Source organism: Streptomyces acidiscabies, from assembly GCF_020010905.1.
GTDB classification, from domain to species: domain Bacteria; phylum Actinomycetota; class Actinomycetes; order Streptomycetales; family Streptomycetaceae; genus Streptomyces; species Streptomyces acidiscabies.
Genome location: NZ_JAGJBY010000002.1, coordinates 1,012,063 through 1,037,514, shown reverse-complemented (window position 1 = coordinate 1,037,514; position 25,452 = coordinate 1,012,063). Strand labels below are relative to the sequence as shown.

The following is a 25,452-nucleotide window of genomic DNA, read 5'->3' as shown; positions in this document are numbered from 1 at the left end:
AGCCCCCGCCACCTATGGACACCTTGTGGGACCGAGTCACCGGACTCCAGCCCGACCCCGACCTCTGGGTGGTCCTGGCCACAGCCGCAGCCGCCCTGGCGATAGTGATCCCCCACAACCTGTGGCGCATCTCCCGCAACGCGATCACGATCGCGCACGAGGGAGGCCACGGCCTGATCGCGCTCCTCACGGGCCGCACCCTGACAGGCATACGCCTGCACTCGGACACAAGCGGCCTAACTCTGAGCCGAGGCAAGCCGCACGGCATAGGCATGATCCTCACAGCGGCGGCGGGCTACACGGCCCCGTCCCTGCTGGGCCTGGGCGGCGCCTCCTTGCTGGGCGCAGGCCGAATCACCCTGCTCCTATGGGTAGCAACGGCGCTCCTGGTCGCAATGCTGGTAATGATCCGCAACGCGTACGGCGTCCTGACGGTGGTCCTCTCAGGCGGCGCTTTCCTCCTGGTCTCCTGGCTGGCAGGCCCCCAGGTCCAGGCGGCGTTCGCGTACGCGGTGGTGTGGTTCCTGCTGCTGGGAGGGGTGAGGCCACCGTTCGAGCTCCAGGCGAAGAGGAGGCGGGGAGGAGCGGGGGAGTCGGACGCGGACCAGCTGTCGAGGCTGACGCATGTGCCGGCGGGGTTGTGGCTGTTCTTGTTCCATACGGTGTCGCTGTGTGCGTTGCTGGGTGGGGGGAGGTGGCTGCTGGGGTTGTGAGGCGGGGGGCTCTCACACGGCATACCCCGACAGGTGATGCGGCCCCGCAGGGGCTCGCATGGGCGCGACGAAGCACCGGACCGCAACCACGTCTTTTAGGGGCGCGGGGCTGTGTCAATTTGCGGCTACCGCCGCGCGGGCGCGACGAGCACCGGACCGCAACCACCTCTTTTTTAGGGGCGCGGGGCTGTATCAATTTGCGGCTACCGCCGCGCGGGCGCAACAAACCCCCGGACCGCAACCACCTCTTTTTTAGGGGCGCGGGGAACTGCGCAACCAGCCACAACGGCGCCGCACCCAACCCTCGAACCGCAACCATGTCTTTTCAGGGGCGCGGGGAACTGCGCGACCAGCCACAACGAACCCGCACCCGACCACCACCGCAGACCCGAATCCCCACCGCCGACTAAAGTGAACGCATGCCGCAGAACCCCGTCCACACCGCCCACTGGCCCGCCCCCACCGCGAGCGGAGCCGTCGACGCGACGGTCCACGTGCCGGGGTCCAAGTCCGTCACCAACCGAGCCCTGGTACTAGCCGCGCTGGCAAGCGAACCGGGATGGCTGCGCCGCCCCCTGCGGTCGAGGGACACCCTCCTCATGGCAGGCGCGCTGAGGGCAATGGGCGTAGGGATCGAGGAAGGGGTCGGACCGGACGGCACCGGTGAAGCGTGGCGCGTCCTCCCCACCGACCTCAGGGGCCCGGCAACCGTGGACGTAGGCAACGCCGGCACGGTCATGCGCTTCCTCCCCCCCGTAGCCACCCTGGCCAACGGCCCGATCAGGTTCGACGGCGACCCGAGGTCGTACGAACGCCCCCTGCACGGAGTGATCGACGCCCTGCGCACCCTCGGCGCAAGGATCGACGACGACGAACGAGGCGCCCTCCCCCTCACAGTCCACGGCGGCGGCGCCCTGGACGGCGGCCCCGTGGAGATCGACGCCTCCTCCTCGTCCCAGTTCGTCAGCGCACTCCTCCTCTCGGGCCCCCGCTTCAACCAGGGCGTGGAGGTACGCCACACCGGCACGACCCTCCCCTCCCTCCCCCACATCCGCATGACCGTGGACATGCTCCGCGCGGCCGGCGCCCAGGTGGACACCCCGGAGGCAGGCGGCGAACGCAACGTCTGGCGGGTGACCCCGGGCGCCCTCCTGGGCAGAGACCTGACGATCGAACCGGACCTCTCGAACGCCCAGCCCTTCCTGGCGGCGGCCCTGGTGACCGGCGGCAAGGTCACGGTCCCGGACTGGCCGAAGCGCACCACACAGCCGGGCGACGCCCTGAGGGAGATCTTCACGGCGATGGGCGGCTCCTGCGACCTCACGGACGAGGGCCTGACCTTCACCGGCACGGGCAAGGTCCACGGCATCGACGTGGACCTGGGCGACGTAGGCGAACTCACCCCCGGCATCGCGGCGGTGGCCGCCCTCGCGGACTCCCCGTCAACACTTCGCGGCGTAGCCCACCTCCGCCTCCACGAGACGGACCGCCTCGCGGCCCTGACCAAGGAGATCAACGAACTCGGCGGCGACGTCACGGAGACGGCGGACGGCCTGCACATCCGCCCGAGGCCCCTGCACGGCGGCACGTTCCACACGTACGACGACCACCGCATGGCGACGGCCGGCACGATCATCGGCCTGGCGGTGAAGGGCGTCGAGATCGAGAACGTGGCGACGACCGCGAAAACCCTCCCGGACTTCCCGGAGATGTGGACCGGGATGCTCGGGAACTGACGATCATGCGTCGCTACGGCAAGCACACCGACGAGGACGACATCCCCTCGCGCCCCAACCGCAAGGGCACCCGCCCCCGTACGAACATCCGCCCCAAGCACGAGGACGCGGCCGAGGGCATGGTCCTCACGGTCGACCGGGGCCGCCTGACCTGCCTGGTCGGAGACCGCACGGTCCTCGCGATGAAGGCCCGCGAACTGGGCCGCAAGGCCGCGATCGTCGGCGACCGGGTCTCCCTCGTCGGCGACCTCTCGGGCGCGAAGGACACCCTGGCCCGCATCGTCCGCATCGAGAAGCGCACCTCGGTCCTGCGCCGCACGGCGGACGACGACGACCCGTACGAACGCGTGGTGGTCGCCAACGCCGACCAGCTGGCGATCGTCACCGCGCTCGCGGACCCGGAACCCCGCCCCCGCCTGATCGACCGCTGCCTGGTGGCGGCGTACGACGGCGGCCTGGAACCGCTGCTGGTGATGACCAAGTCGGACCTGGCCCCCCCGGACAAGCTCCTGGAGCTGTACGGCGCCCTGGACATCCCGTACGTGGTCACGAACCGCGAGGAGCTGGAGAACGGCGACGCGGCGGACCGCGTACGGGAGTTCCTGACCGGCCGCACGACCGCGTTCGTCGGCCACTCCGGCGTGGGCAAGACGACCCTGGTCAACGCGCTGGTGCCGGCCGACAAGCGGCGCCTGACGGGCCACGTCAACTCGGTGACCGGCCGGGGACGCCACACGACGACGTCGGCCCTCGCGCTCCCGCTGCACGGCGCCGACGACTGGGTGATCGACACCCCCGGCATCCGCTCCTTCGGCCTCGCGCACATCGACCCGTCCCGCGTCATCCACGCCTTCCCGGACCTGGAGGAGGGGACGGCGAACTGCCCGCGCGCGTGCAGCCACGACGAACCGGACTGCGCGCTGGACGCGTGGGTCGCCGAGGGCCACGCGGACCAGGCACGCCTGTACTCGCTGCGCCGGCTGCTGTCGACGCGCGAGCGTACGGAAGGCGACTGACAGTCCCTCAGGACACGTCCCTGACCTGGGTGTTGTTTGTGTGTACCTGAGTCCGGTAAGTGCACAATCGCACCGACCCCGACTGAACGTGACCGAACGTGACACCAAAACGGGAGGACAGCACATGGCATGGCTGCTGGTCGTCGTGGCCGGACTGCTCGAAACAGGTTTCGCGGTGTGTCTCAAGCTGTCCCACGGCTTCACGCGTCTATGGCCGACGATCGCGTTCGCGGCGTTCGCGCTGGGCAGCTTCGGGCTGCTGACGCTCGCGCTGAGAAAGCTGGACGTGGGTCCGGCGTACGCGGTGTGGACGGGGATCGGGGCGGCCGGGACCGCGATCTACGGGATGATCTTCCTGGGGGACCTGGTCTCGGTGCTGAAGCTCGTGTCGATCAGCTTCGTGATCGTCGGGGTGATCGGGTTGCAGCTGTCGGGGTCGGCGCACTGAGGAAGCCGGTCAAGGGAGGCACCGCTAAAGCTGTTTCAGCGCCCCCGCCACCAGCTCCCTGACGCCCCCCTCCCCCGCAGGCGCCGCGACACACGACAGCGCCAGCCGCACCGCCAGTTCCGCGCCGCGCACCACCTCGTCGGCGTCCCCCTTCCCGGTCCCGGCCGGAACCAGCACGGCCAGCGACCGCTCCCGTACGTGTGCGACGAAGTCCCCCGGCGCGGGCAGCGCCCCGTCCGCCCGCCGCTGCGCGGGCACCGCCGTCGCCGACAGCACCGCCCTGAGCGGCGGCGCGGGCAGCCGCTCGCTCCAGCAGCCGGTGAGCATGGCCCGTACGAGGGGGTTCTCCCGCGCGTGCGCGACGGTCCACTCGGCGAGCAGGGCGAGCCGCTCGCTCACGTCGCCCTCCTCCGCGAACGCCCGCTCGACGCCCGCGAGATAGCCGTCCGCCTCGCGGCGCACGAGGGCCCGCGCGAGCCCGTCCTTGCTGCCGAACTCGTTGTAGAGCGTCTGCCGCGACACCCCGGCCGCCGCGGCCACGTCCACCATCCGCACCGTCGACCACGACCGCCGCGCCAGCGCCGCGAAAGCGGCGTCCAGCAGAGACTCCCGCGCTGAGGGCATCGTCGCCTCCCTGGGCCGAGCAACTCTGCCGCACACATTTGACGCGGCCGGGACCACTGTCAATAGCCCGCGTCCCGATACGGCGGGAACGCGTCACCGGAAAACCGACACCAACCCGCAACCGCCCCGTGCCCCCGCGCATGGCCCCGCCGTCACCTCGGCGGATACCGTTCCCCCATGCCGGACTACCTCGATGACCTCCGCCTCGCCCACGTCCTCGCCGACGCGGCCGACGCCGCCACGACGGCCCGCTTCAAGGCGCTCGACCTGAAGGTGGAGACGAAGCCGGACATGACCCCGGTGAGCGAGGCCGACAAGGCGGCCGAGGAACTGGTCCGGGGCCACCTCCAGCGCGCGCGGCCGAGGGACGCGATCCTCGGCGAGGAGTACGGCCTGGAGGGGACGGGCCCCCGGCGCTGGGTGATCGACCCGATCGACGGTACGAAGAACTACGTACGCGGCGTCCCCGTCTGGGCGACCCTGATCGCGCTGACGGAGGCGTCCGAGGGCGGCTACCAGCCGGTCGTCGGCCTGGTCTCCGCCCCCGCGCTGGGCCGCCGCTGGTGGGCGGCGAAGGGCCACGGCGCGTTCACCGGCCGCTCCCTCTCCTCGGCGTCCCGCATGCACGTCTCCCGGGTCGCCGACCTCTCCGACGCGTCGTTCGCGTACTCCTCGCTCTCCGGGTGGGAGGACCGCGGCACCCTGAACGGCTTCCTGGACCTGACCCGCGAGGTGTGGCGCACGCGCGCGTACGGCGACTTCTGGTCGTACATGATGGTCGCCGAGGGCGCGGTGGACCTGTGCGCGGAGCCGGAGCTGTCGCTGTGGGACATGGCGGCGCCGGCGATCGTCGTGCAGGAGGCCGGCGGCATGTTCACCGGTCTGGACGGCCGTCCGGGGCCCCACAGCGGAAACGCGGCGGCGTCGAACGGGCTGCTGCACGAGGAACTCCTGGGGTACCTGAACCAGCGCTAGGCCGTCGGCACATCTGAGCGCGCACGCCCTCAATGGGCGTCGCGCGCCCCCTTGTTGACCCCCGCTTTACCTGCGACGCTGAGGGCGCCCCCACTTGTGCACTTGTGAATCCCCGCACTTTCGGGGATCACAGGAGGAGGTCACCTCTCGATGCTCGTCCACGAAGCCATGACCCCGACGGTCCTCACCATCGGCCCCGCCCACACCCTCCGCCAGGCCGCCGCCCTGATGTCCGCCCGCCGGGTCGGCGCGGCCGTCGTCCTCGACCCGGACGCCGGCAACATCGGCATCCTCACGGAACGCGACATCCTCAACTCCGTGGGCCTCGGCCAGAACCCCGACCGCGAGCCCGCCCACGCGCACACCACGACCGACGTCGTCTTCGCGACGCCCTCGATGTCCCTGGAGGAGGCGGCCCTCGCGATGACCCGCGGCGGCTTCCGGCACCTCGTCGTCCTCGACGGCGGCGAGCCCGCCGGCATCGTCTCGGTCCGCGACATCGTGCGCTGCTGGGTGCCCGAGGAGGTGCGCGTACCGGCATGACAGATGGGCCGCCCCCCGCAGGGACCGGCCCACCGGCCTCGGCGAGCGGTCCAGTGCTGGAGCGACCGTGCAGGGCCTGGACCACGGCCTCCAGCCGCCCGCCGAACTCATTCCAGATCCTATCTTGGACTTATTCCAAGTCAAGCCAGCTTCCAAAGTCACACCTATTCGGAAAACGGCACCCGGCTGTTAATCTGGACAACATGAGTGACCTTCTGGAGCGGCTGCGCGGACGCGGATGGCGCATGACCGCACAGCGGCGCGTCGTGGCCGAAGTCCTCGACGGCGAACACGTCCACCTCACGGCCGACGAAGTCCACTCCCGAGCGGTGGCGAAACTCCCGGAGATCTCCCGGGCGACGGTCTACAACACGCTGGGCGAGCTGGTGACCCTGGGCGAGGTCCTGGAGGTCACCACGGACAAACGGGCCAAGCGCTACGACCCCAACGCCCACCGCCCCCACCACCACCTGGTCTGCGCCCACTGCGGCACCATCCGCGACGTCCACCCCACGGGCAACCCCCTCACGGACCTCCCCACGACGGAACGCTTCGGCTTCACGATCGAGGCGGTAGAGGTCACGTACAAGGGCGTCTGCCCAAACTGCGCAAAGCCTTAAAGGCGGTCCCGCCAAACACGCCGAAGGCCCGGATCCTGTTCCCAGGACCCGGGCCTTCGTCATCAGTAGCGGGGACAGGATTTGAACCTGCGACCTCTGGGTTATGAGCCCAGCGAGCTACCGAGCTGCTCCACCCCGCGTCGTGAACACAACGTTACGCGAGGGGTAGCCGAAGAGGCAAATCGATTCCCCCAAAGCTCAGCCACATCCAGCCCGTCCGGCGCTTGAGGACGAGGCCCTTCGGGCCGAAAGCGGGGGGCCTGGGGGCGCAGCCCCCAGAGATGGGACGGGTAGGGGCGGCGGGGGCGAAAAAAATCACGCACTCAACTCTTCTCGCAGAGCATCCCGCAACCGAGCCGCCCGCTCCCCCACTTCCCCCGGCCCCAACTCCACCGCCCGGGAAGCCCACCGCTGCCCCTCAACCAGCTCCCCCCTCCGCGCACACACCAGCGCAAGCCGAAGAGCAGCCCGCCCATGCCCAGCAGCAGCCGCCCGCTGCCACCACACCACCGCCTCAGGCTCACTCCCCTCCCGAACCAGCAGCAGCCCAAGGTTGAAGGCCCCATTCCGCGACCCCGCCTCAGCAGCAGCGCGATACCACCGAGCCGCCTCGACAACGTCCCCCCGCCCAGCAGCCAGCATCCCCACCCGCACCTGAGCCCGCCGATGCCCTTGGGACGCGGCCCGCTCGTACCACTCCTCACACTCGCTCTTCTCCCGAACAGGCTCCCCCAGCTCATGCGCGGACACGGCAGGCCGACGAGCGTCGAGAAGAGCCGCCAGCCGATAAGCCCCCTCAGCACTCCCCCCACCCGCAGCACACCGCAGATGCCGCTCAGCGGCCTGCTCGTCCCCTTCCCGGAGCCGAGCCATCCCCACCTGGAGCGCGGCCTCGGTGTGCCCGGCGGCAGCAGCCCGCTCGTACCACCGCAGCGCGGCATCCTCCTCCCCACGCCCGGCATGCAGGATCCCGAGGTTGAAGGCGGCGTCGACGCTCCCGGCCTCGGCGGCCTTGGAGAACCACGGCTCGGCCCCGCTCGCGTCCCCGTTGCGCAGCAGCAGAATGGCGAGCGCGTTGGCGGCCTCCCGATGCCCGACGTACGCGGCCCGCCGGTACCACTGCTCGGCCTGGGCGACCCGCCCCTGCTCGGCGCAGAGCAGCCCGAGGTTGTAGGCCCCGTTGATGTCCCCGGCGTCCATGGCGGCCCGGTACCACCGCTCGGCGGTCTGGTTCTGCCCCCGCTCGGCATGCAGCGCACCGAGCGCGTTCGCGGCGTTCCCGTCCCCGTCCTGGGCCCCCCGCAGCCACCAGATGGCGGCGTTCTCGACGTCCCCGGCGTCGCGCAGCAGGAACCCGAGCGCGCAGGCGGCCCGCGCGTCCCCGTCCTTGGCGGCCATGAGGTACCAGCGCCCGGCCTCTTTGGCCTCCCCGCGCCGCTCCAGGATCCCGCCGAGGTGGAGCGCGGCCCGCAGATGCCCGCGCGCGGCGGCCTGCCGGTACCACTGCTCGGCCTCGGCGCTGGATTCGCTCCGCTCGCCGAGGAGCCCCCCGCTGCCGGGCCGGTCGAGCCCGCGGGCGAGCCGGTAGGCGGCCTCACGGTGCCCGCGCTCGGCGGCGACGCGCAGCCATTTGCCGGCCCCGGCGTCCCCCCGGTGCTCAAGGAGGTCGGCGAGGGCGTAGGCCCCGAGCGTGTGCCCCTGCTCGGCGGACTGGCGCAGCCAGTACTCGGCGGCGGGCTCGTCCCCCCGCTCGCGGTGGTGGCGCCCGAGTGCGTGCGCCGCGGCCGAGGACCCGGCGACGGCGGCGATCCGCCACCATCCGGCGGCCTCGTCGGCGTACCCGCGCTGATGGAGGAGGACTCCGAGATTGTTGGCGGCGGCCCGGTCCCCGGCGGCCGTGGCCGCACGCAGCCGGGGCTCCGCACCGTCCAGGTCACCGCGCCGCAGCAGCCGCGCACCGAGGACACTGGCCGCCTCGGTGTCGCCGCCTTCCGCCGCGAGCCACAGGCGCGCCTCCTCGGCGGCCTCCCCCGTCTCGTCCGGGGCCGCTTCTTCGGCCTCGCTGGAAGCCTCACCCGAAGGCCGCGCAATTCGCCCTGTCTCGTACAGAGTTCCCTTGTCCCCCATAACGTCCATCGTCGCACCACCTGCAACCGAGTTACATCTGGTATACCGCAGCCAGTGAGGTCACTTCAGCGTTTTGTCGACATGCCCACAGAGAGACACATCAAACCCATTTTCTTTCCAAGACGCGCCGAAGGCCCGGATCCTAGTAGGATCCGGGCCTTCGCCTTCAGTAGCGGGGACAGGATTTGAACCTGCGACCTCTGGGTTATGAGCCCAGCGAGCTACCGAGCTGCTCCACCCCGCGCCGTGTTGTGACAACCGTACCACGGCGCGGAGGGAGCCTCCGACCTGCTCAAGCCCCTAGGAGGAGCTGGGACTTGGCTTCGGACTGGGACTGGCCGCCGGAGACGGCTTGACCGCCGCCTGCGCGGCCTCGGCCCGCTTGAGCGCGGACTCCAGATCCTTCTGGGCCTGCCCGTACGCCTCCCAGTCGCCCTTCTTGAGGGCGTCCTGGCCGGCGGTGAACGCCTTCTGCGCGTCCTGGAGGGCCTGCTGGACCGTCGGGTTGGACGAGGTCGGCGGAGGCGGGGTCGTACCGCCGCCCCCGTCGTCCTCACCAGGTGGTGTGACCGGCGGCGGGGTCTGCGTGTCGAAGACCTTGTCGAGCGCCGCCTCCAAGGTGTCCTCGAACGCGGTGTTGCCGTTGTAGGTCACCAGCACCTTGCGCAGCAGCGGGTACTTGAGTCCACCGCCGCGTACGTAGACCGGCTCCACGTAGAGCAGTCCGCCGTCGAGCGGGACGGTCAGCAGGTTGCCGTACTCGACCTCGGAGTCGCCGCCTCTCAGGAGGCGGATCGACTCGGCGATGTCCTGTTCGGAGTTGAACTGGCTCTGGACCTGTTTGGGTCCGTCGACGGTCGTACTGGTCGGCAGTTTCAGGATTCTGATCTTGCCGTAGTCCGCCGTTCCGGCCTCCGCGTCGACCGCCATGAACGCGCTCAGGTTGTCCCGGCCGTTGGGCGTGAGCGTCGTCGTCAGCGAGAACGCCTGCGCCTTCTGGTCGGGCATCTTGAGGCTCAGGTAGTACGGCGGGACCGCGTCGCCCGACTTGTTGGTCGGGTCGTCCGGGACCTGCCAGACCTCGCTGCCGCTGAGGAACGTCGTCGCGTCCTTCACGTGGTAGCGGGTGAGCAGCTCGCGCTGGACCTTGAAGAGGTCCTGCGGGTAGCGCAGGTGGTCCATCAGGTCCTTGGAGATCGCGCCGCGCGGCTCGACCGTGTCCGGGAACGCCTTCATCCAGGTCTTGAGGACCGGGTCCTGGGTGTCCCACTGGTAGAGCTTGACCTGGCCGGTGTACGCGTCGACGGTCGCCTTCACCGAGTTGCGGATGTAGTTGACCTGGTTCTGCTGGGCCACCACCGCGCGCGAGTTGTTGGCCGCCGTCAGCGAGTCGGCCGTCGTGTCACCGAGCGTCGTACGGGAGGCGTACGGGTAGCCGTTGGTGGTGGTGTACGCGTCGACGATCCACTGGATCTTGCCGTTGACGACCGCCGGGTAGGCGTCGCCGTCGATCGTCAGCCAGGGGGCGACGGCCTCGACGCGCTCCTTGGGCGTGCGGTTGTAGAGGATCCGCGAGCCCTCGCCGATCGCGCCGGAGTACAGGATCTGCGGCTCCCCGAAGGCCACCGCGTACGCCGCCCGGTTGACCGGGTTGGAGAGGTTGACGCCGCTGTTGCCGGTGTAGCTGGTCGTCTTCTCGCCGCTGTCGTCGGAGTAGTCGATCTCCTTCTGCGGGCCGCCGACGATCGAGTACGTCGTCGTGCGCTCGCCGTAGTAGATCCGCTGCTGGTACTCGCCGAGCTGGCCCGTGGACGGCAGGTCGGACTCGGTGAACACCGGCCGGCCCTCGGAGTCGACCGAGGTGCCCTGCGCCGCGACCACTCCGTACCCGTGGGTGTAGCGGAAGTGGTTGTTGATCCAGTTCTTCTTCGGGATGCCGTCGAGGTTGATCTCGCGCAGCCCGATGACCGTGTCCTGGTCCTTGCCGTCCTTGGTGTAGCGGTCGACGTCCAGGTTGGTCGGGAAGGCGTAGTAGTTCCGGATCTGCTGGAGCTGCTGGAACGTCGGCGAGATGATGTTCGGGTCCATGATCCGGACGCTGGCCGCCGCCGCGGCGTCGGAGCGCAGCTTGGTCTTGGCCGTCGCCGCCGGCTTGCCGGAGTACTCGGTGACCTGTGCGTCGTCGATGCCGTACGCCTCGCGCGTCGCCTTCAGGTTCTTCTCGACGTACGGGGCTTCCTTGGCCTGCTCGTTCGGCTGGACCTGGAACTTCTGCACGATCGCCGGGTACAGGCCGCCGATCAGGATCGCCGAGAGGACCATCAGGCCGAAGCCGATGACCGGGAGCTGCCAGGTGCGCCGCCACAGGGTGGCGAAGAAGAGCAGGGCGCAGATGACGGCGATGCAGAACAGGATCGTCTTCGCCGGGAGGTAGGCGTTGGCGTCGACGTACCGAAGGCCCGTCCAGCTGTCGGTGGCCTTGAAGTCGCTGGACTTGACGGCCAGTCCGTACCGGTCGAGCCAGTACGCGACCGCCTTCAGGGCGACGAAGATGCCGAGCAGCACCGACAGATGGCCGGTGGCCGCCGCCGTCGCGCGCGCGCCGGGGCTGGTGACGCGCAGTCCGCCGTACAGGTAGTGGGTGAGCGCCGCCGCGATCAGGGAGATGATCGTCGCCGCGAAGCCGAAGCCGAGCAGGAAGCGGTACCAGGGCAGGTCGAACGCGAAGAACGACACGTCCAGGTGGAACTGGGGGTCCTTCTTGCCGAAGGACACGCCGTTGACCCACATCAGCCACGTACGCCACTGGCCGGAGGCCGACGCGCCCGCGATCAGGCCCACCAGGGCCGTGATCCCGAGCAGCAGCCACTTCTTGTACGGCGCGATGCCCATCCGGTAGCGGTCCAGGCTCTGCTGCTCGGCCGACATGGCGGCCAGCGGCGGGCGCAGGCGGTGCGCGAGCCAGATGTTGAAGCCGACCGCCAGGGCCATCAGCAGGCCGAAGACGAAGAAGAGCCCGACCTTGGTCCACAGGGTGGTGGTGAACACGGACGAGTAATGCACCGACCGGTACCAGAGCCAGTCGGTCCAGAACCCGGCGAACATGGTGAACGCCATGCCGAGCACGGCCAGCACGCCCAGTGTCAGGAGCAGGGTCCTGGCTCGCCTGGACGGGCGGCCCACTCTGATCCGTGGCCCCGTCGGGCCTCCGCCGCGGTCCGGCATCTGGAAAGCCAAGGTGGCACCTCGAAGTTCGCTGTCGATCCCTCAGGCCCGCGTTTTCGCCGACCCCTCGTGACCCCCGATGATCGCGGGCCCACACCTATGCAACTTACTCACCGTTTACTCGGTTCCCGATTCAGGTCACGAACAAGAGAGGATTGTGACCATGTCCAACACTCCCATGGCGGCGAACCCGCTCACCCGGGCCGTACTGGAGATCGACGAGTACGTCTCCGGTCTCGGCTGGGACCAGCCCGCCCGCCTCTTCGCCCTCGTCGACACCGCGCGCCTGCGCCGCGAGGAACCCCGTATCGCGGCCCAGCTCGGCCTCGACGACGCGCCCGAGACCGCCGGTCTCACCCCGATCGAGCAGGACGAGGTGCCCGCCGGCCGGCCGCTCGACGAGTTCCTCGCCACGATCGCCTGGCCGGCCGCGGTCACCGGCTGCGCGCTGACCGTCGAACGCCTGATGCTGCCGCCGTCCGCCGAGGCCCAGGTCCCGTCCAACCTGAACGAGAAGAAGCTCGCGCAGTGGGTCGCGGCGCACCCCGACCGCCAGGAGGTCCGCATGACCGTCGCGGTCCTGCGCGACGGCACCCGCGACTCGGCGCTGCGCCTGCGCGAGAAGGACGCGGCGACGGAGGTTCTCACGGGGGGTGCACTGGTGCCGGGCCTCGCGGAGGCGCTGTCGGCGACGTTCGAGGACTGATTTCTTTACTTCTACGACGGTGAGGGTGCCCTTCTTGGCAGAGGGCACCCTCCGTCAGTTCTTGGTCGTGCACTTGGGCAGGGCGTCGGTCTTGCCCTCCCTGATGTCCGTCAGCGCGCCGAGCGCGTCCTTGATGGTCGCGACCTTGACGAGGGTGAGGCCGCTCGGCGTGTCCTTCGCCGCCGCCGCGCAGTTGTCGGCCGGGGTGAGGAAGTACTGGGCACCCTTGTCGCGCGCGCCGACCGTCTTCAGCTCGATGCCGCCGATCGGGCCGACCTTGCCGTCGTCGTCGATCGTCCCCGTGCCCGCGACGAACTTGCCGCCGGTGAGGTTGCCCGGGGTGAGCTTGTCGTAAATCCCGAGGGAGAACATCAGACCGGCGCTCGGTCCGCCGACGTCCGCGAGCTTGATGTCGATGCTGAAGGGGAACGTGTGGTCCGTCCCCGCCGAGATCCCGACGATGGCGCGCTTCTGGCCGGTGTCGTCCGAGGCCGCCGTCCTGATGGTGACCTTCTGGGTGGCCGTCGCGGTCTTGCCGGACTTCTGCGCGGTCTCCTGCGCCTTCGCCGGGGTGATCGTGAACACGACGTCCTCGCCCGGCTTGTGCTTCGTCACGAGCTTCGCGACGTCACCGGGTTCTTTTACGGCCGTCCCGTCCACGTCCTTGATGACGTCCCCGGCGTGCAGCTTGCCCTCCGCCGGGGAGCCCTTGACGACCGTCGAGACGATCACCCACGACTGCACGGGGATGTTCAGCGCCTTCAGCGCGGCGACCTTCGCGCTCTCCTGGGACTGGCTGAACTCCTCCGCGTTCTCCTGCGTGGACTGCTGCTCCGTCTTGCCGTCCGGGTACAGCGTGTCGTGCGGGACGACCTTGTTGTCGTGCGCGAGCCAGCCGTACACGGCCTCGACGAGGTTCATCCGGTAGTCGGCGCCGGTCACTCGGACGGTGGTCATGTTGAGGTGCCCGGACGTCGGATACGTCTTGTGCCCCGAGATCTGGAGCACCGGCTCCCCGTCGTGGTCCCCCAGCGTGTTGACCGTCGGACCGGGTGACATCTCGGCGTACGGCACCTTGACGAACACCCCCACGCACAGGAGGGCGATCAGCATCAGGGTCGAGGCGAGCATCGTCGCTGTGCGGCGTGGCATGGGTCGACAGTACGGGACGGGGCTGTCAGTGCATCGTCAGGGCGGGCCCGTCAGGTGTGGGCCCTTGGGGGGCGGTGGTTTCGAGGGTCAGCGGGGGTTCGTCGAAGGTGTCGGCGGCGACGTTCCGGTGGGCGTCCTCGAACCCGGCGTACCGGAAATCGCCGTCCCGCAGGATCGGCCGCTCCATCGCCGCGCGGAAACGGGCGTACCCGTCCAGTTCGGGGCCGTCGCTGCGGGCCTTGCGCGTGCGGTTGACCCAGCCGCCCCACACCCCCGCGCCGACCGCCGCGAGCAGCGGGATCACCAACCAGGCGAGCGCCCCCATGTACGACCTCCCGACCCCGGACTGACTGATCAGCACAACGCTCACGCGGGGCAGCCGGTTACGCAACCCGAGCCTCAGCAGGCCCCCACCCACTCCTCGGTCCCGTCGGAGAACTTCTGCTGCTTCCAGATGGGCACCTCGTGCTTGAGATCGTCGATGAGCTTGCGACAGGCGGCGAACGCTTCAGCCCGATGAGCACAAGCCACAGCAACGATCACGGCAACATCCCCCACCTCCAACTCCCCCACCCGATGCACAGCGGCGAGCGCCCGCACAGGAAACTCCGCGACAACCTTCTCGGCAACCCGCCGCATCTCGCTCTCGGCACTGGGATGACAGGAGTACCCCAACGCCTCAACCCCAACCCCTCCGTCATGATCCCGAACGGTCCCCACAAACAGGGAGATCCCCCCGGCGGCATCGTCCCCCACGGCCCGAAACACCTCATCGAGAGACAAAGCCTCCCCGCGAACAGCAACCAACTTAACGGGCTCAGCAGCCCCAACTTCCCCGGGATGATCAAAAGAAACATCAGCCATGGCCCAATGGTCCCTCATGGAGTGGTCCTCATGGAGTGGTGCCTCGTGGAAACAGGACGGAGAAAAGGGCGCCCAGCATTTTTTCAGCCCGTCCGGCGTTTGAGGACGAGGCCCCTTCAGGGCCGATCACCCCCCACCCACAGAATGCCGCCCCCACCTCCCCCACCCACCCCGGGGTCCAAGGGGCGGAGCCCCTTGAGGATGGGACGGGTAGGGGCGGCGGGGGCGAAAACAACTTGGGGCCCGCACCCCCCGTACTAGACCCGCCGCCGAGCCTTCCGAGCCCGCCGCACCACAGCAGCCGCCCCCAGCAACGCAACCGTCGCCCCCGCAGCCCCCGCAGCAGTCGCATCCTTACGCCCCAGCCGCCGCCCAACGACGGTGTGCCGCCCAGCAACCTCCTCAAGCAGCTCAGCCAGAACCTCCTCGTTGCTCCACTGAGGCCGCCACCCGGCAGCGTGCAGCCGGCTGCCACTGACCACCCAGGGATACATGGTGTAGGCGAGATCCCCGGCAGGCGACGGAGTCAGCCCGATCCGATGCAGCCGAGCAGCCGCCCCAAGAGCAACCGCGGACGGCAACTCCATCCGCCGAATCCCACTCAGCTCCTCGACCTCCTCCTGTTCGAGCCACCCGTCACACCCGACGGCAAGCTCCCCCTCGACCTTCTCCAGAACGGCGTACTCCAGAGCCGCACACAGATCGTCGACATGGCAGAACTGCCACGCGGGCCGCGACCCGGCGACGACGAGGAGCCGGGGCGACTCGAAGTACCGGGTGAGGGCGGTGTCGGTGCCACCGACGAGCGTGGCGGGCCGCACGACGGTGACGTTGAGCCCGGGATGAGCACGGGGCGCCCGCCGGGCAAGCCGCTCGATCTCCAGCAGATCCCCGACCCCGGTGGCCTCGGCGGTGGCCCGCAACTCCGCGTCCTCGGCAAGAGGCAGCTCGTTGTCAGGCAGAGCGCCGTACACCATGGCGGAGGTGCACAGCACGACCCGATGAACCCCCGCAGCGGCGGCAGCGGTGAGCACGGTCTGCGTACCCCGCACGTTGTACGCCGTACGGGCGGCGCCATCGGACCCGAGATCGAGATCCAGCGCGAGATGGACGACGACATCGGCCCCCCGCAACTTCTCCGCGATCGCCGGATCACGCACGTCGAGGACATGCCACGTCGCGTCGTCGCACTCCCCCCGCCGCTCGTCGATGGCGACGACCTGCTTGATCTCGTCGGACGCGGCGAGCCGCTCGGTCAGCAGCGCGCCCACCCCGTGCGCCGCGCCGGTGACGGCGACGACGGGCCCGCGCGAGGCCGCGCCGGTTGAGCGGTTTCGCGCTGCGCGAACCTGCGGATCTGGGGAACTCACCAGGTGTCTCCAGCGGTTGTCATGGCATACGGCGCGGATGACGCGTACGTACCAGGTGGCTCCATCCTGCCGCAGGCCGCGAGTCGGCGGAGCACCGAGGCCCGATCGGGCCCGGGTGTCTACGCTGGGTGGTGTTGCAGGGCAGCCGCGCCGCCGGTCGGGAGACCGGTGGCCTTACCAGCCGAGGAACCCCGTGAGTGACACCCCATTCGGATTCGGCCTTCCGCCGGAGGAGCCGGAGGACGGCGACGGCAAGAAGAAGGACCCCCAGAGCGGTGGTGGTCAGGGACCGGCCAACCCGTTCGGATTCGGCCTCGGAGCCGGCGGCTTCGGCGGTCCGGGCGGGGACAACCCGCTCGCCGCGATGTTCGGCTCCATGAACCCCGGTGACCTGGGGGCCGCGTTCCAGCAGCTCGGGCAGATGCTGTCGTACGAGGGCGGCCCGGTGAACTGGGACATGGCGAAGCAGATCGCCCGCCAGACGGTCGCGCAGGGCACGCAGGACGGCGTGAAGGACGCGAGCGTGGGCGCGGCGGAGCGTACGGCGGTCGAGGAGGCGGTGCGCCTGGCGGACCTGTGGCTCGACGACGCGACGTCCCTGCCGTCCGGCGCGGGTACGGCGGTGGCGTGGTCGCGCGCGGAGTGGGTCGAGGCGACGCTGCCCGCGTGGAAGGAGCTGGTGGACCCGGTCGCCGAGCGCGTCGGCGCGGCGATGGGTGACGTCCTGCCGGAGGAGATGCAGGCCATGGCGGGCCCGCTGATCGGCATGATGCGCTCGATGGGCGGTGCCATGTTCGGCACGCAGATCGGGCAGGCCGTGGGCGTGCTCGCGGGCGAGGTCGTCGGCTCGACGGACATCGGGCTGCCGCTGGGCCCGGCCGGGAAGGCCGCGCTGCTGCCGGTGAACATCGAGACGTTCGGCAAGGACCTGGGCGTCGCGAAGGACGAGGTCCGGCTGTACCTGGCGCTGCGCGAGGCGGCCCACCAGCGGCTGTTCGCGCACGTGCCGTGGCTGCGGTCGCACCTGTTCGGCGCGGTCGAGGGCTACGCGCGCGGGATCAAGGTCGACACGGCCAAGCTGGAGGACGTGGTCGGCCAGTTCGACCCGCAGAACCCCGAGCAGCTCCAGGACGCGCTCCAGCAGGGCATGTTCCAGCCGGAGGACACGCCGGAGCAGAAGGCGGCGCTGGCCCGTCTGGAGACGGCGCTCGCCCTGGTCGAGGGCTGGGTCGACGCGGTGGTGCACGCGGCGGCGAAACCCCGGCTGACCTCGGCGGACGCGCTGCGCGAGACCCTGCGCCGCCGTCGCGCCTCGGGCGGCCCCGCCGAGCAGACGTTCGCCACGCTGATCGGCCTGGAGCTGCGCCCGCGGCGCCTGCGTGACGCGTCCCGCCTGTGGGCGTCCCTCACGGACGCGCGCGGTGTCGACGGCCGTGACGCCCTGTGGGCCCACCCCGACATGCTCCCCACCGCCACCGACCTCGACGACCCGGACGGCTTCGTCCACCGCGAGCAGCTCGACTTCTCCGAGCTGGACAAGCTGCTCGGCGAGGCCGCGGAAAGCGGACCCGACCTGAAGAAGAAGCCCTCCACCGACAAGGACGACGACACCGAGTGACCCTGCACGACGACGCGGCCTCGGTCCTCAAGGGATACGAGGCCCAGCCGGACCTGCGCGACACCTACCTGTCCCACCTCGCCTCCCACCCGGACGGCATGTGGAAGTCCTGCGCGGACGGCCACATCACGGCCAGCGCGCTGGTCATCGACCCGGCGCGCGGCCGGGTCCTGCTGACCCTGCACAAAAAGCTCCGCATGTGGCTCCAGATGGGGGGCCACTGCGAGCCGTCCGACACGAGCCTGTCCGCCTCGGCGCTCCGCGAGGGCGTCGAGGAGTCCGGCATCGAGGGCTTGAGGCTGCTGCCGGGCGGCCCGGTGAGGCTGGACCGCCACTTGACGCCGTGCGCGTGGCACTTGGATGTGCAGTACGCGGCGGTGGCTCCGGAGGGGGCGGTGGAGAAGATCAGCGACGAGTCACTGGACCTGCGGTGGTTCTCGTACGAGGAGGTGGCGGGGGTGGCGGACGATTCGGTAGTACGCCTGCTGGAGGAAACAAGGAGAAGGCTGGCGGTGTAAGGAGTAAGGGGCGCCCACAAGGCGGGCCGCCCCTTACACACGCGGGGAGGGCTCGGATTTTTCGGGGTGAGCATCGGGTTTTTAGGGGCGCGGGGCTGTATCGATGTGCGGCTCCGCCGCGCGGGCGCGACAAGCCACAACGCACCCGCACCCGCCCCACAACCCTCCGCGGCACCCCCCTAGGCGCTAGTTCCGACTACCCCCCAACGAGTTCCCGCTCAGCCCCCCACTCCCCACCCCGAACTGCCCCAACACCCCGGACGTCCGCAAATGCTGCGGCGGCAACAACTCACTCGGCTGCACCAGCACATGCCCGCTCCCGGAGAACTGCATCTCCCACCCCTCCCCGGAAGACCCCCGCCGCCGCCAAACCGCAGAAGTCGACGTCGGCGCCTGCAACTGCGTACGCAGCGAAGTCGACCAGGCGATCACCGCATCGGAGTCGCAACAGACGTTCTTCCCCGGCTCGACCTCCAGCACCAACGGCTCCCCGGACGTCATCACGACAACCTGCCCATCCCCGGCAAGCTCAAGGTTGTACGCCCCGGCAGAAGCCACCTCAACCGCACTGTCGATCGCAACGATCCCGACATTGAGGGACCCGTCGAACGCAAGCACGGACGACGAGTCGACGGTGATCCCCCGCCCCACTTCCATGATGTGCAGGTGCTGAGCGAAGTTCGCGAGATACACAACCCCGCTCCCCTTGCACCGCATGAGTTCGAGCCGCTCCCCCGTCATCCGCTCGACATTGCGCCACCCCCGGTCCCGGTACTGACTGTCGAACTGGACGTCGCCCTCGAAGGCGACCATGGCCCCCTGCCGCGCAAGAATCGCCCCGCGCCCGCGCGCGACGTCCGTCTTGAGGAGCTGCGGGTTCTGGAGGGTGTAGCGCTCGGTGGACTCCACCGGAATGTGCGCGAAGAGTGTGCTGTGCATGTCTGTCGTGGCTCCCCTCAGCCCCGGATCTTGAATCGGTCGCCGGTGTCCTCGCTGGGCTGGACGACGACGAACCCCTGCCCCTTGAAGCCGACTTGAAAGGCTTCCCCGCTACCGCGCCCGATCAGCGCGCCCGCCTTGATCGTGCGCTTGGCCTTCATGTCGAGCCCGTCGGTCCAGGCGATCAGCGCGTCGGGATCGACGTACGTCTCCCGCTCGGCGCAGTCGAGAGAGATCGGTACCCCCCGACTGACGAGCGCGACCCACCCGGTCCCCCGCACGACGAGGTTCGTGAGCCCGGACCCGGAGAGCTTGGCGAGCCCCTTGACCGGCTCGATCTTGAGATCGAGGGAGGCGTCGCAGGCGAGCAGGGTGGGCCCGTTGACGGAGATCGCCTCGTTGTTGAGATGGAGTACGAGTACGTCGCCGCCGTAGTCGGCGAGGTACAGCTCGCCGTCGCCGCGGCACAGCATCAGCCGCCCGCCCTCGCCGCTGACCATCTCCTCGGCGTTGCGCCGCAGGGTCGCGGGGGCGCCGTCGAACTGGACGTACCCGTCGTACGCGATCATCGAGCCGGCCTTCGCGTACAGGTCCTGGCCGGTGACCATGGTGACCTTGAGCGTCTTGGAGCTGTGCACGCTCATCCGTACGCCGGCCGTCGCGGGCTGCTGCGCGTTGAGTGTCTGGAGGTCCACGGTCTGCCTCACACCTCGAAGGGCTGGACGACGACGAAGTTGCCGGGGGCGCCCCGGAACTGGAGGTTGACGGCCTCCGCGCTCTGCCGGGCGTACCCGGAGCGGCGCAGGCGCAGCGAGGTCGTGGTGACCGCCTGCGCGCCCGCGGACCAGGCGATGACGGCGTTGCCGTCGACGTACGTGGCGGGGCCGACCGGGAGGACGACGGGGACGCCTCGGGTCTTGACGACGACCGCGCCCGTGCCGGAGAACAGCATGCTGAACAGGCCGCCGCCGGGCAGGCCCACGCCCTCGATGCGGCGGACCTCGGTGTCGAGGGCCTCGTCGAAGGCGAGCACCCCGCGCGCGGACGTGTACAGCTGCTCGCCCTGGAGGCGGATCACGAAGAGGCGGCTCGCCTCGTCCGCGAGGAACACCTCGCCGTCGCCGGAGCAGCGCATGAGGCTCATGCCCTGGCCGGTGAGCTGTCCCGTCAGCTTGCCGAGGAGTCCTGAACCCTTGTGGGCGAAGTCGATGTCGCCCTGGTAGGCGACCATGCTGCCCTGTTTGGCGAGAATGTTGGCACCCTTGGTGAGGGTCGCCCGCACGAGCTCCGGGTTCTGCTCGGTCCAGCGGTCGCCCACGGGGGCCTCGGCGTACTTGGTGAGGACTGCGCGGAGGCCGGCTTCGGGGGGTACGGGGGCTAGGGAGGTGGGGGCGCCGAAGGGGGCGCCGGGGGGTGGGGTGGTGCCGAAGGGGGCACCGGGAGGTGTCGTGCCGGGCTGGCCGAAGGGCGCCGCCGGGGGTGTCGTGCCCGGGGTGCCGAAGGGAGCGCCGGGAGGCGTCGTCCCCGGCGGGGTGAACGGGCCACCCTGGGGTGCGGGCGCCGTGGGGGTGGGCGGGGGCGGGATCGTGCTGGCGGGTGGGGTGTGGAGGCCGGCGGCAATGGTGGGGGCGGCGTGGGGGGCGAAGGCGGGCGCGGGGGCCGGTGGGGGTGTGGTGGGAGCCGGAGCGCCGAAAGAAGGCGCGGGCGCCGGGGCGGGCGGGGCTGCGGGGACCGGCGTGCCGAAGGAGGGCGCGGGGGCCGGAGCCGCCGGGGCAGGTGCCTGCGGCGGTACGGCGGCCGTCGTCGGGGCCGCCGGGGGCGCGAAGGCCGGTGGGGCGAAGGCGGGGGCCTCGGCCGGGGGCTCGGGCGCCTGGGCCGGTTCCTCCTCCGCGACCTCGCCGCCGAAGTTCTTCAGCAGCGCGTCGAGGCCGCCGTCGAAGCCCTGGCCGACCGCCGCGAACCGCCAGACGTCCTTGAGGTAGAAGTCGCCGAGCATCACCGCGCGTTCGGTGGAGAACTCCGAGCCGTCGAAGGCGTACCGCGCGACCTCCTCGCCGCCGGCGACGATCCTCAGGTAGCCGGGGGCGATCTGCGACATCCGGCCGTCGCCGTCGATCGTCGCGGTGAAGGACAGCTTCTGGATCTGCGGCGGGACACGGTCCAGGGTCACCCGGAAGGATTCCGTGTCCCCGGCCTGCTCACCGAGGAGCTGGATGGACTCCTCGGGGGACTTCGGCTGGTTGAAGAAGACGAAGTACCGGTCGTCCGAGAGCCGTTCGTCGGCGTCCAGTCCGAAGCAGCTGATGTCGAAGGCCAGGCCGGGCGCCGAGATCTGTACCCCCACGTACAGATCCGTCCCCGCCGTCAGATCGCCGACCTTGGCCTTGTGGCCGCGTTGGAATTCCCTGGGCATGTGCAACGACCGTCCCCCACTCCCGAATGCGAGTTCGTTCGCGCCAGGCTAACCGCTGGCTCCGACATCGCAGGAAGTCGGTACAGACCCGGTACACGGCACGCGCCCCGCGTCACTCCCCGCGCGCGCCCGGCAGATGCGGGAGCCGGTCGGCGGAGACGACGCCCTCCAGGTACCCGCGCGCACGTTCGGTGCGCGGGTAGGCCTCCAGCAGCCGCCAGAAGTCGGGCCCGTGGCCGGGTACGAGGAGATGCGCCAGCTCGTGCAGGAGGACGTAGTCGATGACGTACTCCGGCATGCCCTTCAGCCGGTGCGAGAGCCGGATGCTGCCCTCCGCGGGCGTGCACGAGCCCCAGCGGGTGTTCTGGTTGGTCACCCACCGCACCGAGCTGGGCCGCGCGCGCCCGTCGAAGTACTGCGCGGACAGCCGCTGCGCGCGCTCGGAGAGCTCGGCGTCACCGAGGACCCGTTTGCTCTCCTGGGCGGCCAGCTTGTCGAGCATGACAGTCACCCAGCGCTTCTCCTCGGCCTCGGACATCCGGGCAGGGATGAGCACGACGGTGCGGTCGCCCTCGCGGTACGCGGAGACCGTCCGGCGGCGCCGGGCGCTCCTGCGGACCTCGATCGCACTCGCCTTCGAGCCGCTCTGCGGCGGATTCGTCGTGCTGCGCTGTGATGTTCCGGCGTGCAATGGGTCGGCGGACACGCCCTGACGTTACCCGCTGCACACGGAAGAAGTCTTGACTCCGGGACGGTTCGGTGTCTTTCCCGTGGCATCCGGGTGCCCCGAGCGGCCGACTTGTACGACTGATGCCGTTACCTGTGGATAACTTTCGGCGAGTTTTCGTGGGGGTGGGCATGCTGAGGGTGACGGCCGGGGCGAGGGTTCCGGCGAGGAGCCGGGGCCTGTGCGGGCCGGGCTCCGGGGCCGTGGTTCCGGGGTTTCGGGGCGTGGGGCTCGGGGCGGTCCGCCGGGGCGCGTGCTCCGGGGCGCACGGCCCGGGTTTCGAGGCCGTGGGGCCATGACGACGACGGGGGTGGTGGCTGTGCATCCGAGGGTGAAGCCGGCGTTGCGGCGCGGGTGGCGGGATCTGAGCACCGTGCAGTTCGGGATGACCCCGGCGCATGCGCTGACGCTGGGGCCGCTGGACAGCGCCACGCAAGGGTTCCTCGATCTGCTGGACGGCACGCGGGGGCTGCCGCTGCTGCGGGAGGAGGCGCGCAGGCGGGACCTGCCGGAGGGGCATGTGGACGGGCTGGTGCGGGGGCTGGCCGGGGCGGGGCTGCTGGACGACGCGCGCGGGGGCGGGCCGGAGGCGGACGCGCTGCGGCGCCGGGGCGAGGCCCTGGAGCGGCTGGGCCCGGACCTGGCCGCGCTGTCGCTGCTCACCCCGGAGCCCGGCGAGGCGATGCGGCTGCTGGCGGCCCGGCGCCGTGCGCGGGTGCGGGTGCGGGGCGCGGGCAGGGTCGGCACGGTGCTGGCCGCGCTGCTGTCGGGGGCGGGCGTCGGCACGGTCGAGGTGTCCGACGAGGGCCGGGTGGAGCCGGGTGACGTGGCGCCGGGCGGCCTGCCCGCAGGCGCGATCGGCGAGCCCCGCCGCGACGCGGCCCGGCGTGCGGTGCGCGCGGCGTCCCCCGACCGTCCGCCGTCCCGCGAACCCGGCCCCGAGCCGGGCTTCGGCCTGGTGATCCTCACCCCGCGCGACGACGTCGGCGTGTACGCGCCGGACCCGGCCACCGCCGAACCCCTGATCGCCTCGGGCACCCCGCACCTGTACGCCGGAGTGGTGGAGGCGACCGGCATGGTCGGCCCCCTCGTCCTCCCCGGCGAGACGGCCTGCGCGGGCTGCCTCCAGCAGTCCCGCTGCGACGCCGATCCGGCGTGGCTGCGCCTCCTCGCCCAGTGGCGCTCGGGCCACCGCCGCCCCACCCTCCCCTGCGACCTCGCCCTGGCCACCACGGTCGCGGGCCTCGCCGCCGGCCACGCCCTGGCGTTCCTCGACGGCCAGACCGCACCGGCCCACAGCACCCGCTGGGAGATCTCGACCCCGGCGCTCCAGTGGCGGGCGAGGACGATCGAGGCGCACCCGGAGTGCGCGTGCGGAGCAGCCGTCGCCGGGAACCCCGAAGGGCCCTCCCGGGTCCTTCTTGCCGAAGCTTCTCCCTCTGTTGAGGAACACCCCGTCGAGGACACAGGGGCGCACGAGACAATGGCTGGGCAACGGCATTCGAAAGAGTCACTCCGTCCGGCGAACGCGGCGCGGCCGGTGGGTACTTGGAGGGCGCATGTCTGATCTTCCCCGCAAGGCGGTCACCCGCACCGCCAAGCTCGCCGCGCTCCCGCTCGGCATCGCCGGCCGGGCCACCTGGGGCCTGGGTAAGAGGATCGTGGGCGAGTCGGCGGAGATCGTCGGCCGCGAGCTGCAACAGCGCACGGCCGACCAGCTCTTCAAGGTCCTCGGCGAGCTGAAGGGCGGCGCGATGAAGTTCGGCCAGGCCCTGTCGGTCTTCGAGGCGGCGCTCCCCGAGGACGTCGCGGGCCCCTACCGCGCGGCCCTGACGAAGCTCCAGGAGGCGGCCCCGCCGATGCCGGTCCGCACGGTGCACGCGGTGCTGGCGGAGCACCTGGACGCGAACTGGCAGGACCTGTTCCTGGAGTTCGACGACAAGCCGGCGGCTGCCGCGTCGATCGGCCAGGTCCACCGCGCGGTGTGGCGGGACGGCCGTGACGTCGCGGTCAAGGTCCAGTACCCGGGCGCGGGCGAGGCCCTGCTCTCCGACCTGAACCAGCTCAGCCGCTTCGCCCGTCTCCTCGGCCCCCTGGTGCCGGGCATGGACGTCAAGCCGCTGATCACCGAGTTGCGCGACCGCGTCTCCGAGGAGCTGGACTACGCCCTGGAGGCGACCGCCCAGCGCGCGCACGCGCAGGAGTTCACCGACGACCCCGACATCGTCGTACCCACCGTGGTCCACCAGTCCGACCAGGTCCTGATCACCGAGTGGATCGAGGGCGTGCCGCTGTCCGAGGTGATCTCGGGGGGTACGGCGGAGCAGCGCGACCGGGCCGGTCAGCTTCTCGCGCGCTTCTTCTTCTCGGGCCCCGCGCGCACGGGCCTGCTGCACGCCGACCCGCACCCCGGCAACTTCCGTCTGGTCCCGGACGGCGACGGCTGGCGCCTGGGCGTCCTGGACTTCGGCACCGTCGACCGGCTGCCCGGGGGGCTGCCCCGGCCGATAGGCGAGGCGCTGCGCATGACCCTGGCGGGTGACGCGGGCGCGGTCTACGAGCACCTGCGCACGGAGGGCTTCGTCAAGGACTCCATCGACCTGGACCCCGACGCGATCCTCGACTACCTGCTCCCCATCATCGAGCCGGTCCAGGCGGAGGAGTTCACGTTCACCCGCTCCTGGATCCGCACCCAGGCGGCCCGCATCGCCGACCCCCGCTCACCGGCGCACCAGCTCGGCAAGCAGCTGAACCTCCCGCCGTCGTACCTCCTGATCCACCGCGTCACCCTCAGCACGATCGGCGTCCTGTGCCAGCTGAACGCGACGGTCCACCTGCGCGAGGAACTGGAGGAGTGGCTCCCCGGCTTCACCACCAAGCCGAATCCAACCGCCCTTCAATAGCCCACAGATTCTCCCGCCCACAGGAGTCACAGAAGTACCGCCGCTCACCGCTCTCGACGGAACAGGTCCAGGTGAGCGGCGGCGGGTCACCAGCGGGGACACCACACCGGGTGCAGGCAACCGGAACGTCGGACTGACCGTCAGGGGAAGGATCGCTCATTTCCTGACGATAACGGCGTAAAACCTCACAACCGCCCGCAACCCGCTCTTTCAGG

The 25,452-nt window shown here is 70.6% G+C and carries 23 protein-coding genes and 2 tRNA genes; 12 read left to right on the top strand and 13 right to left on the bottom strand.

The annotated features are described in order from the left end of the window. Positions 1-14 precede the first annotated feature (14 nt). The 4 genes from J8M50_RS31720 (at position 15) to J8M50_RS31705 (ending at position 3,913) form a co-directional block, all read left to right on the top strand. Positions 15-713: a M50 family metallopeptidase gene (locus J8M50_RS31720; protein ID WP_010353639.1), complete on the top strand. Its 699-nt coding sequence runs from the start codon at positions 15-17 to the stop codon at positions 711-713. Between the two features lie 419 nt (positions 714-1,132). Further along, positions 1,133-2,449 carry a 3-phosphoshikimate 1-carboxyvinyltransferase gene (gene aroA, locus J8M50_RS31715; RefSeq protein WP_010353641.1) on the top strand — a complete coding sequence of 439 codons (1,317 nt, stop codon included), beginning with the start codon at positions 1,133-1,135 and terminating at the stop codon, positions 2,447-2,449. Positions 2,450-2,454: 5 nt separating this feature from the next. After that, positions 2,455-3,465, top strand: a complete 1,011-nt coding sequence (rsgA, locus tag J8M50_RS31710; protein ID WP_010353642.1) for a ribosome small subunit-dependent GTPase A — start codon at positions 2,455-2,457, stop codon at positions 3,463-3,465. Positions 3,466-3,589: 124 nt separating this feature from the next. Beyond that, positions 3,590-3,913 (top strand): DMT family transporter, encoded by a 324-nt coding sequence (locus tag J8M50_RS31705; RefSeq protein ID WP_010353643.1) that lies wholly within the window; start codon positions 3,590-3,592, stop codon positions 3,911-3,913. Positions 3,914-3,937: 24 nt separating this feature from the next. Here J8M50_RS31705 and J8M50_RS31700 read toward each other — a convergent pair whose 3' ends face one another. Beyond that, positions 3,938-4,537: a TetR/AcrR family transcriptional regulator gene (locus tag J8M50_RS31700; protein ID WP_010353644.1), complete on the bottom strand. Its 600-nt coding sequence runs from the start codon at positions 4,535-4,537 to the stop codon at positions 3,938-3,940. 177 nt (positions 4,538-4,714) lie between these two features. On the opposite strand from J8M50_RS31700, the gene hisN reads away from it, so the two are divergent. The 3 genes from hisN (at position 4,715) to J8M50_RS31685 (ending at position 6,675) form a co-directional block, all read left to right on the top strand. Beyond that, on the top strand, positions 4,715-5,512 hold the full coding sequence (hisN, locus tag J8M50_RS31695; protein ID WP_010353645.1) for a histidinol-phosphatase: 798 nt from the start codon (positions 4,715-4,717) through the stop codon (positions 5,510-5,512). A 150-nt stretch (positions 5,513-5,662) separates the two neighbouring features. Next, positions 5,663-6,055 (top strand): CBS domain-containing protein, encoded by a 393-nt coding sequence (locus tag J8M50_RS31690; RefSeq protein ID WP_010353646.1) that lies wholly within the window; start codon positions 5,663-5,665, stop codon positions 6,053-6,055. A gap of 203 nt (positions 6,056-6,258) precedes the next feature. Continuing rightward, positions 6,259-6,675: a Fur family transcriptional regulator gene (locus J8M50_RS31685; protein WP_010353647.1), complete on the top strand. Its 417-nt coding sequence runs from the start codon at positions 6,259-6,261 to the stop codon at positions 6,673-6,675. Positions 6,676-6,741: 66 nt separating this feature from the next. Here J8M50_RS31685 and J8M50_RS31680 read toward each other — a convergent pair. The 4 genes from J8M50_RS31680 to J8M50_RS31665 form a co-directional block, all read right to left on the bottom strand. Beyond that, positions 6,742-6,815 (bottom strand) — tRNA-Met (locus J8M50_RS31680). Between the two features lie 175 nt (positions 6,816-6,990). Continuing rightward, positions 6,991-8,811: a tetratricopeptide repeat protein gene (locus tag J8M50_RS31675; RefSeq protein WP_010353648.1), complete on the bottom strand. Its 1,821-nt coding sequence runs from the start codon at positions 8,809-8,811 to the stop codon at positions 6,991-6,993. A 161-nt stretch (positions 8,812-8,972) separates the two neighbouring features. After that, a tRNA-Met gene (locus tag J8M50_RS31670) sits at positions 8,973-9,046 on the bottom strand. A gap of 56 nt (positions 9,047-9,102) precedes the next feature. After that, on the bottom strand, positions 9,103-12,027 hold the full coding sequence (locus J8M50_RS31665) for a UPF0182 family membrane protein (protein ID WP_063133270.1): 2,925 nt from the start codon (positions 12,025-12,027) through the stop codon (positions 9,103-9,105). A gap of 163 nt (positions 12,028-12,190) precedes the next feature. Here J8M50_RS31665 and J8M50_RS31660 point away from each other — a divergent pair, with 163 nt between their 5' ends. After that, a complete protein-coding gene (locus J8M50_RS31660; RefSeq protein WP_029183845.1) occupies positions 12,191-12,733 on the top strand; it encodes a PPA1309 family protein in 543 nt (180 codons plus the stop codon). A gap of 54 nt (positions 12,734-12,787) precedes the next feature. Here J8M50_RS31660 and J8M50_RS31655 read toward each other — a convergent pair whose 3' ends face one another. The 4 genes from J8M50_RS31655 to J8M50_RS31640 all read right to left on the bottom strand — a co-directional run bounded on the left by J8M50_RS31655 (position 12,788) and on the right by J8M50_RS31640 (position 16,119). Then, positions 12,788-13,885, bottom strand: coding sequence for a YlbL family protein (locus tag J8M50_RS31655; protein WP_010353651.1), 1,098 nt, complete (start codon positions 13,883-13,885; stop codon positions 12,788-12,790). Between the two features lie 25 nt (positions 13,886-13,910). Continuing rightward, positions 13,911-14,255 carry a hypothetical protein gene (locus J8M50_RS31650; protein WP_141655583.1) on the bottom strand — a complete coding sequence of 115 codons (345 nt, stop codon included), beginning with the start codon at positions 14,253-14,255 and terminating at the stop codon, positions 13,911-13,913. A gap of 29 nt (positions 14,256-14,284) precedes the next feature. Next, entirely contained in the window at positions 14,285-14,749 is a 465-nt protein-coding gene (locus J8M50_RS31645) for a molybdenum cofactor biosynthesis protein MoaE (RefSeq protein WP_029183846.1), read from the bottom strand. Positions 14,750-15,006: 257 nt separating this feature from the next. Next, entirely contained in the window at positions 15,007-16,119 is a 1,113-nt protein-coding gene (locus J8M50_RS31640; protein ID WP_010353654.1) for an SDR family oxidoreductase, read from the bottom strand. Between the two features lie 193 nt (positions 16,120-16,312). Between J8M50_RS31640 and J8M50_RS31635 the strand changes: the two genes are divergently transcribed. After that, positions 16,313-17,737 carry a zinc-dependent metalloprotease gene (locus tag J8M50_RS31635; protein ID WP_010353655.1) on the top strand — a complete coding sequence of 475 codons (1,425 nt, stop codon included), beginning with the start codon at positions 16,313-16,315 and terminating at the stop codon, positions 17,735-17,737. Further along, positions 17,734-18,255, top strand: a complete 522-nt coding sequence (locus tag J8M50_RS31630; RefSeq protein WP_010353656.1) for an NUDIX hydrolase — start codon at positions 17,734-17,736, stop codon at positions 18,253-18,255. The genes J8M50_RS31635 and J8M50_RS31630 overlap by 4 nt, the downstream gene beginning before the upstream one ends. Before the next feature lie 186 nt (positions 18,256-18,441). Here the strand turns inward: J8M50_RS31630 and J8M50_RS31625 are convergent, their stop codons facing one another. The 4 genes from J8M50_RS31625 to J8M50_RS31610 all read right to left on the bottom strand — a co-directional run bounded on the left by J8M50_RS31625 (position 18,442) and on the right by J8M50_RS31610 (position 22,313). Beyond that, entirely contained in the window at positions 18,442-19,194 is a 753-nt protein-coding gene (locus J8M50_RS31625) for an AIM24 family protein (protein WP_010353657.1), read from the bottom strand. A gap of 17 nt (positions 19,195-19,211) precedes the next feature. Beyond that, positions 19,212-19,889 (bottom strand): AIM24 family protein, encoded by a 678-nt coding sequence (locus J8M50_RS31620; RefSeq protein WP_010353658.1) that lies wholly within the window; start codon positions 19,887-19,889, stop codon positions 19,212-19,214. An 8-nt stretch (positions 19,890-19,897) separates the two neighbouring features. Continuing rightward, complete coding sequence (locus tag J8M50_RS31615) at positions 19,898-21,607, bottom strand: TerD family protein (protein WP_223786359.1); 1,710 nt, start codon at positions 21,605-21,607, stop codon at positions 19,898-19,900. A 112-nt stretch (positions 21,608-21,719) separates the two neighbouring features. Continuing rightward, positions 21,720-22,313 carry a M48 metallopeptidase family protein gene (locus J8M50_RS31610; protein WP_010361145.1) on the bottom strand — a complete coding sequence of 198 codons (594 nt, stop codon included), beginning with the start codon at positions 22,311-22,313 and terminating at the stop codon, positions 21,720-21,722. Positions 22,314-22,653: 340 nt separating this feature from the next. Here J8M50_RS31610 and J8M50_RS31605 point away from each other — a divergent pair, with 340 nt between their 5' ends. Then, a complete protein-coding gene (locus tag J8M50_RS31605) occupies positions 22,654-23,901 on the top strand; it encodes a TOMM precursor leader peptide-binding protein (protein WP_223786463.1) in 1,248 nt (415 codons plus the stop codon). Further along, positions 23,894-25,237 (top strand): ABC1 kinase family protein, encoded by a 1,344-nt coding sequence (locus tag J8M50_RS31600; protein ID WP_010359723.1) that lies wholly within the window; start codon positions 23,894-23,896, stop codon positions 25,235-25,237. The genes J8M50_RS31605 and J8M50_RS31600 overlap by 8 nt, the downstream gene beginning before the upstream one ends. The last annotated feature ends 215 nt before the right edge of the window (positions 25,238-25,452 follow it).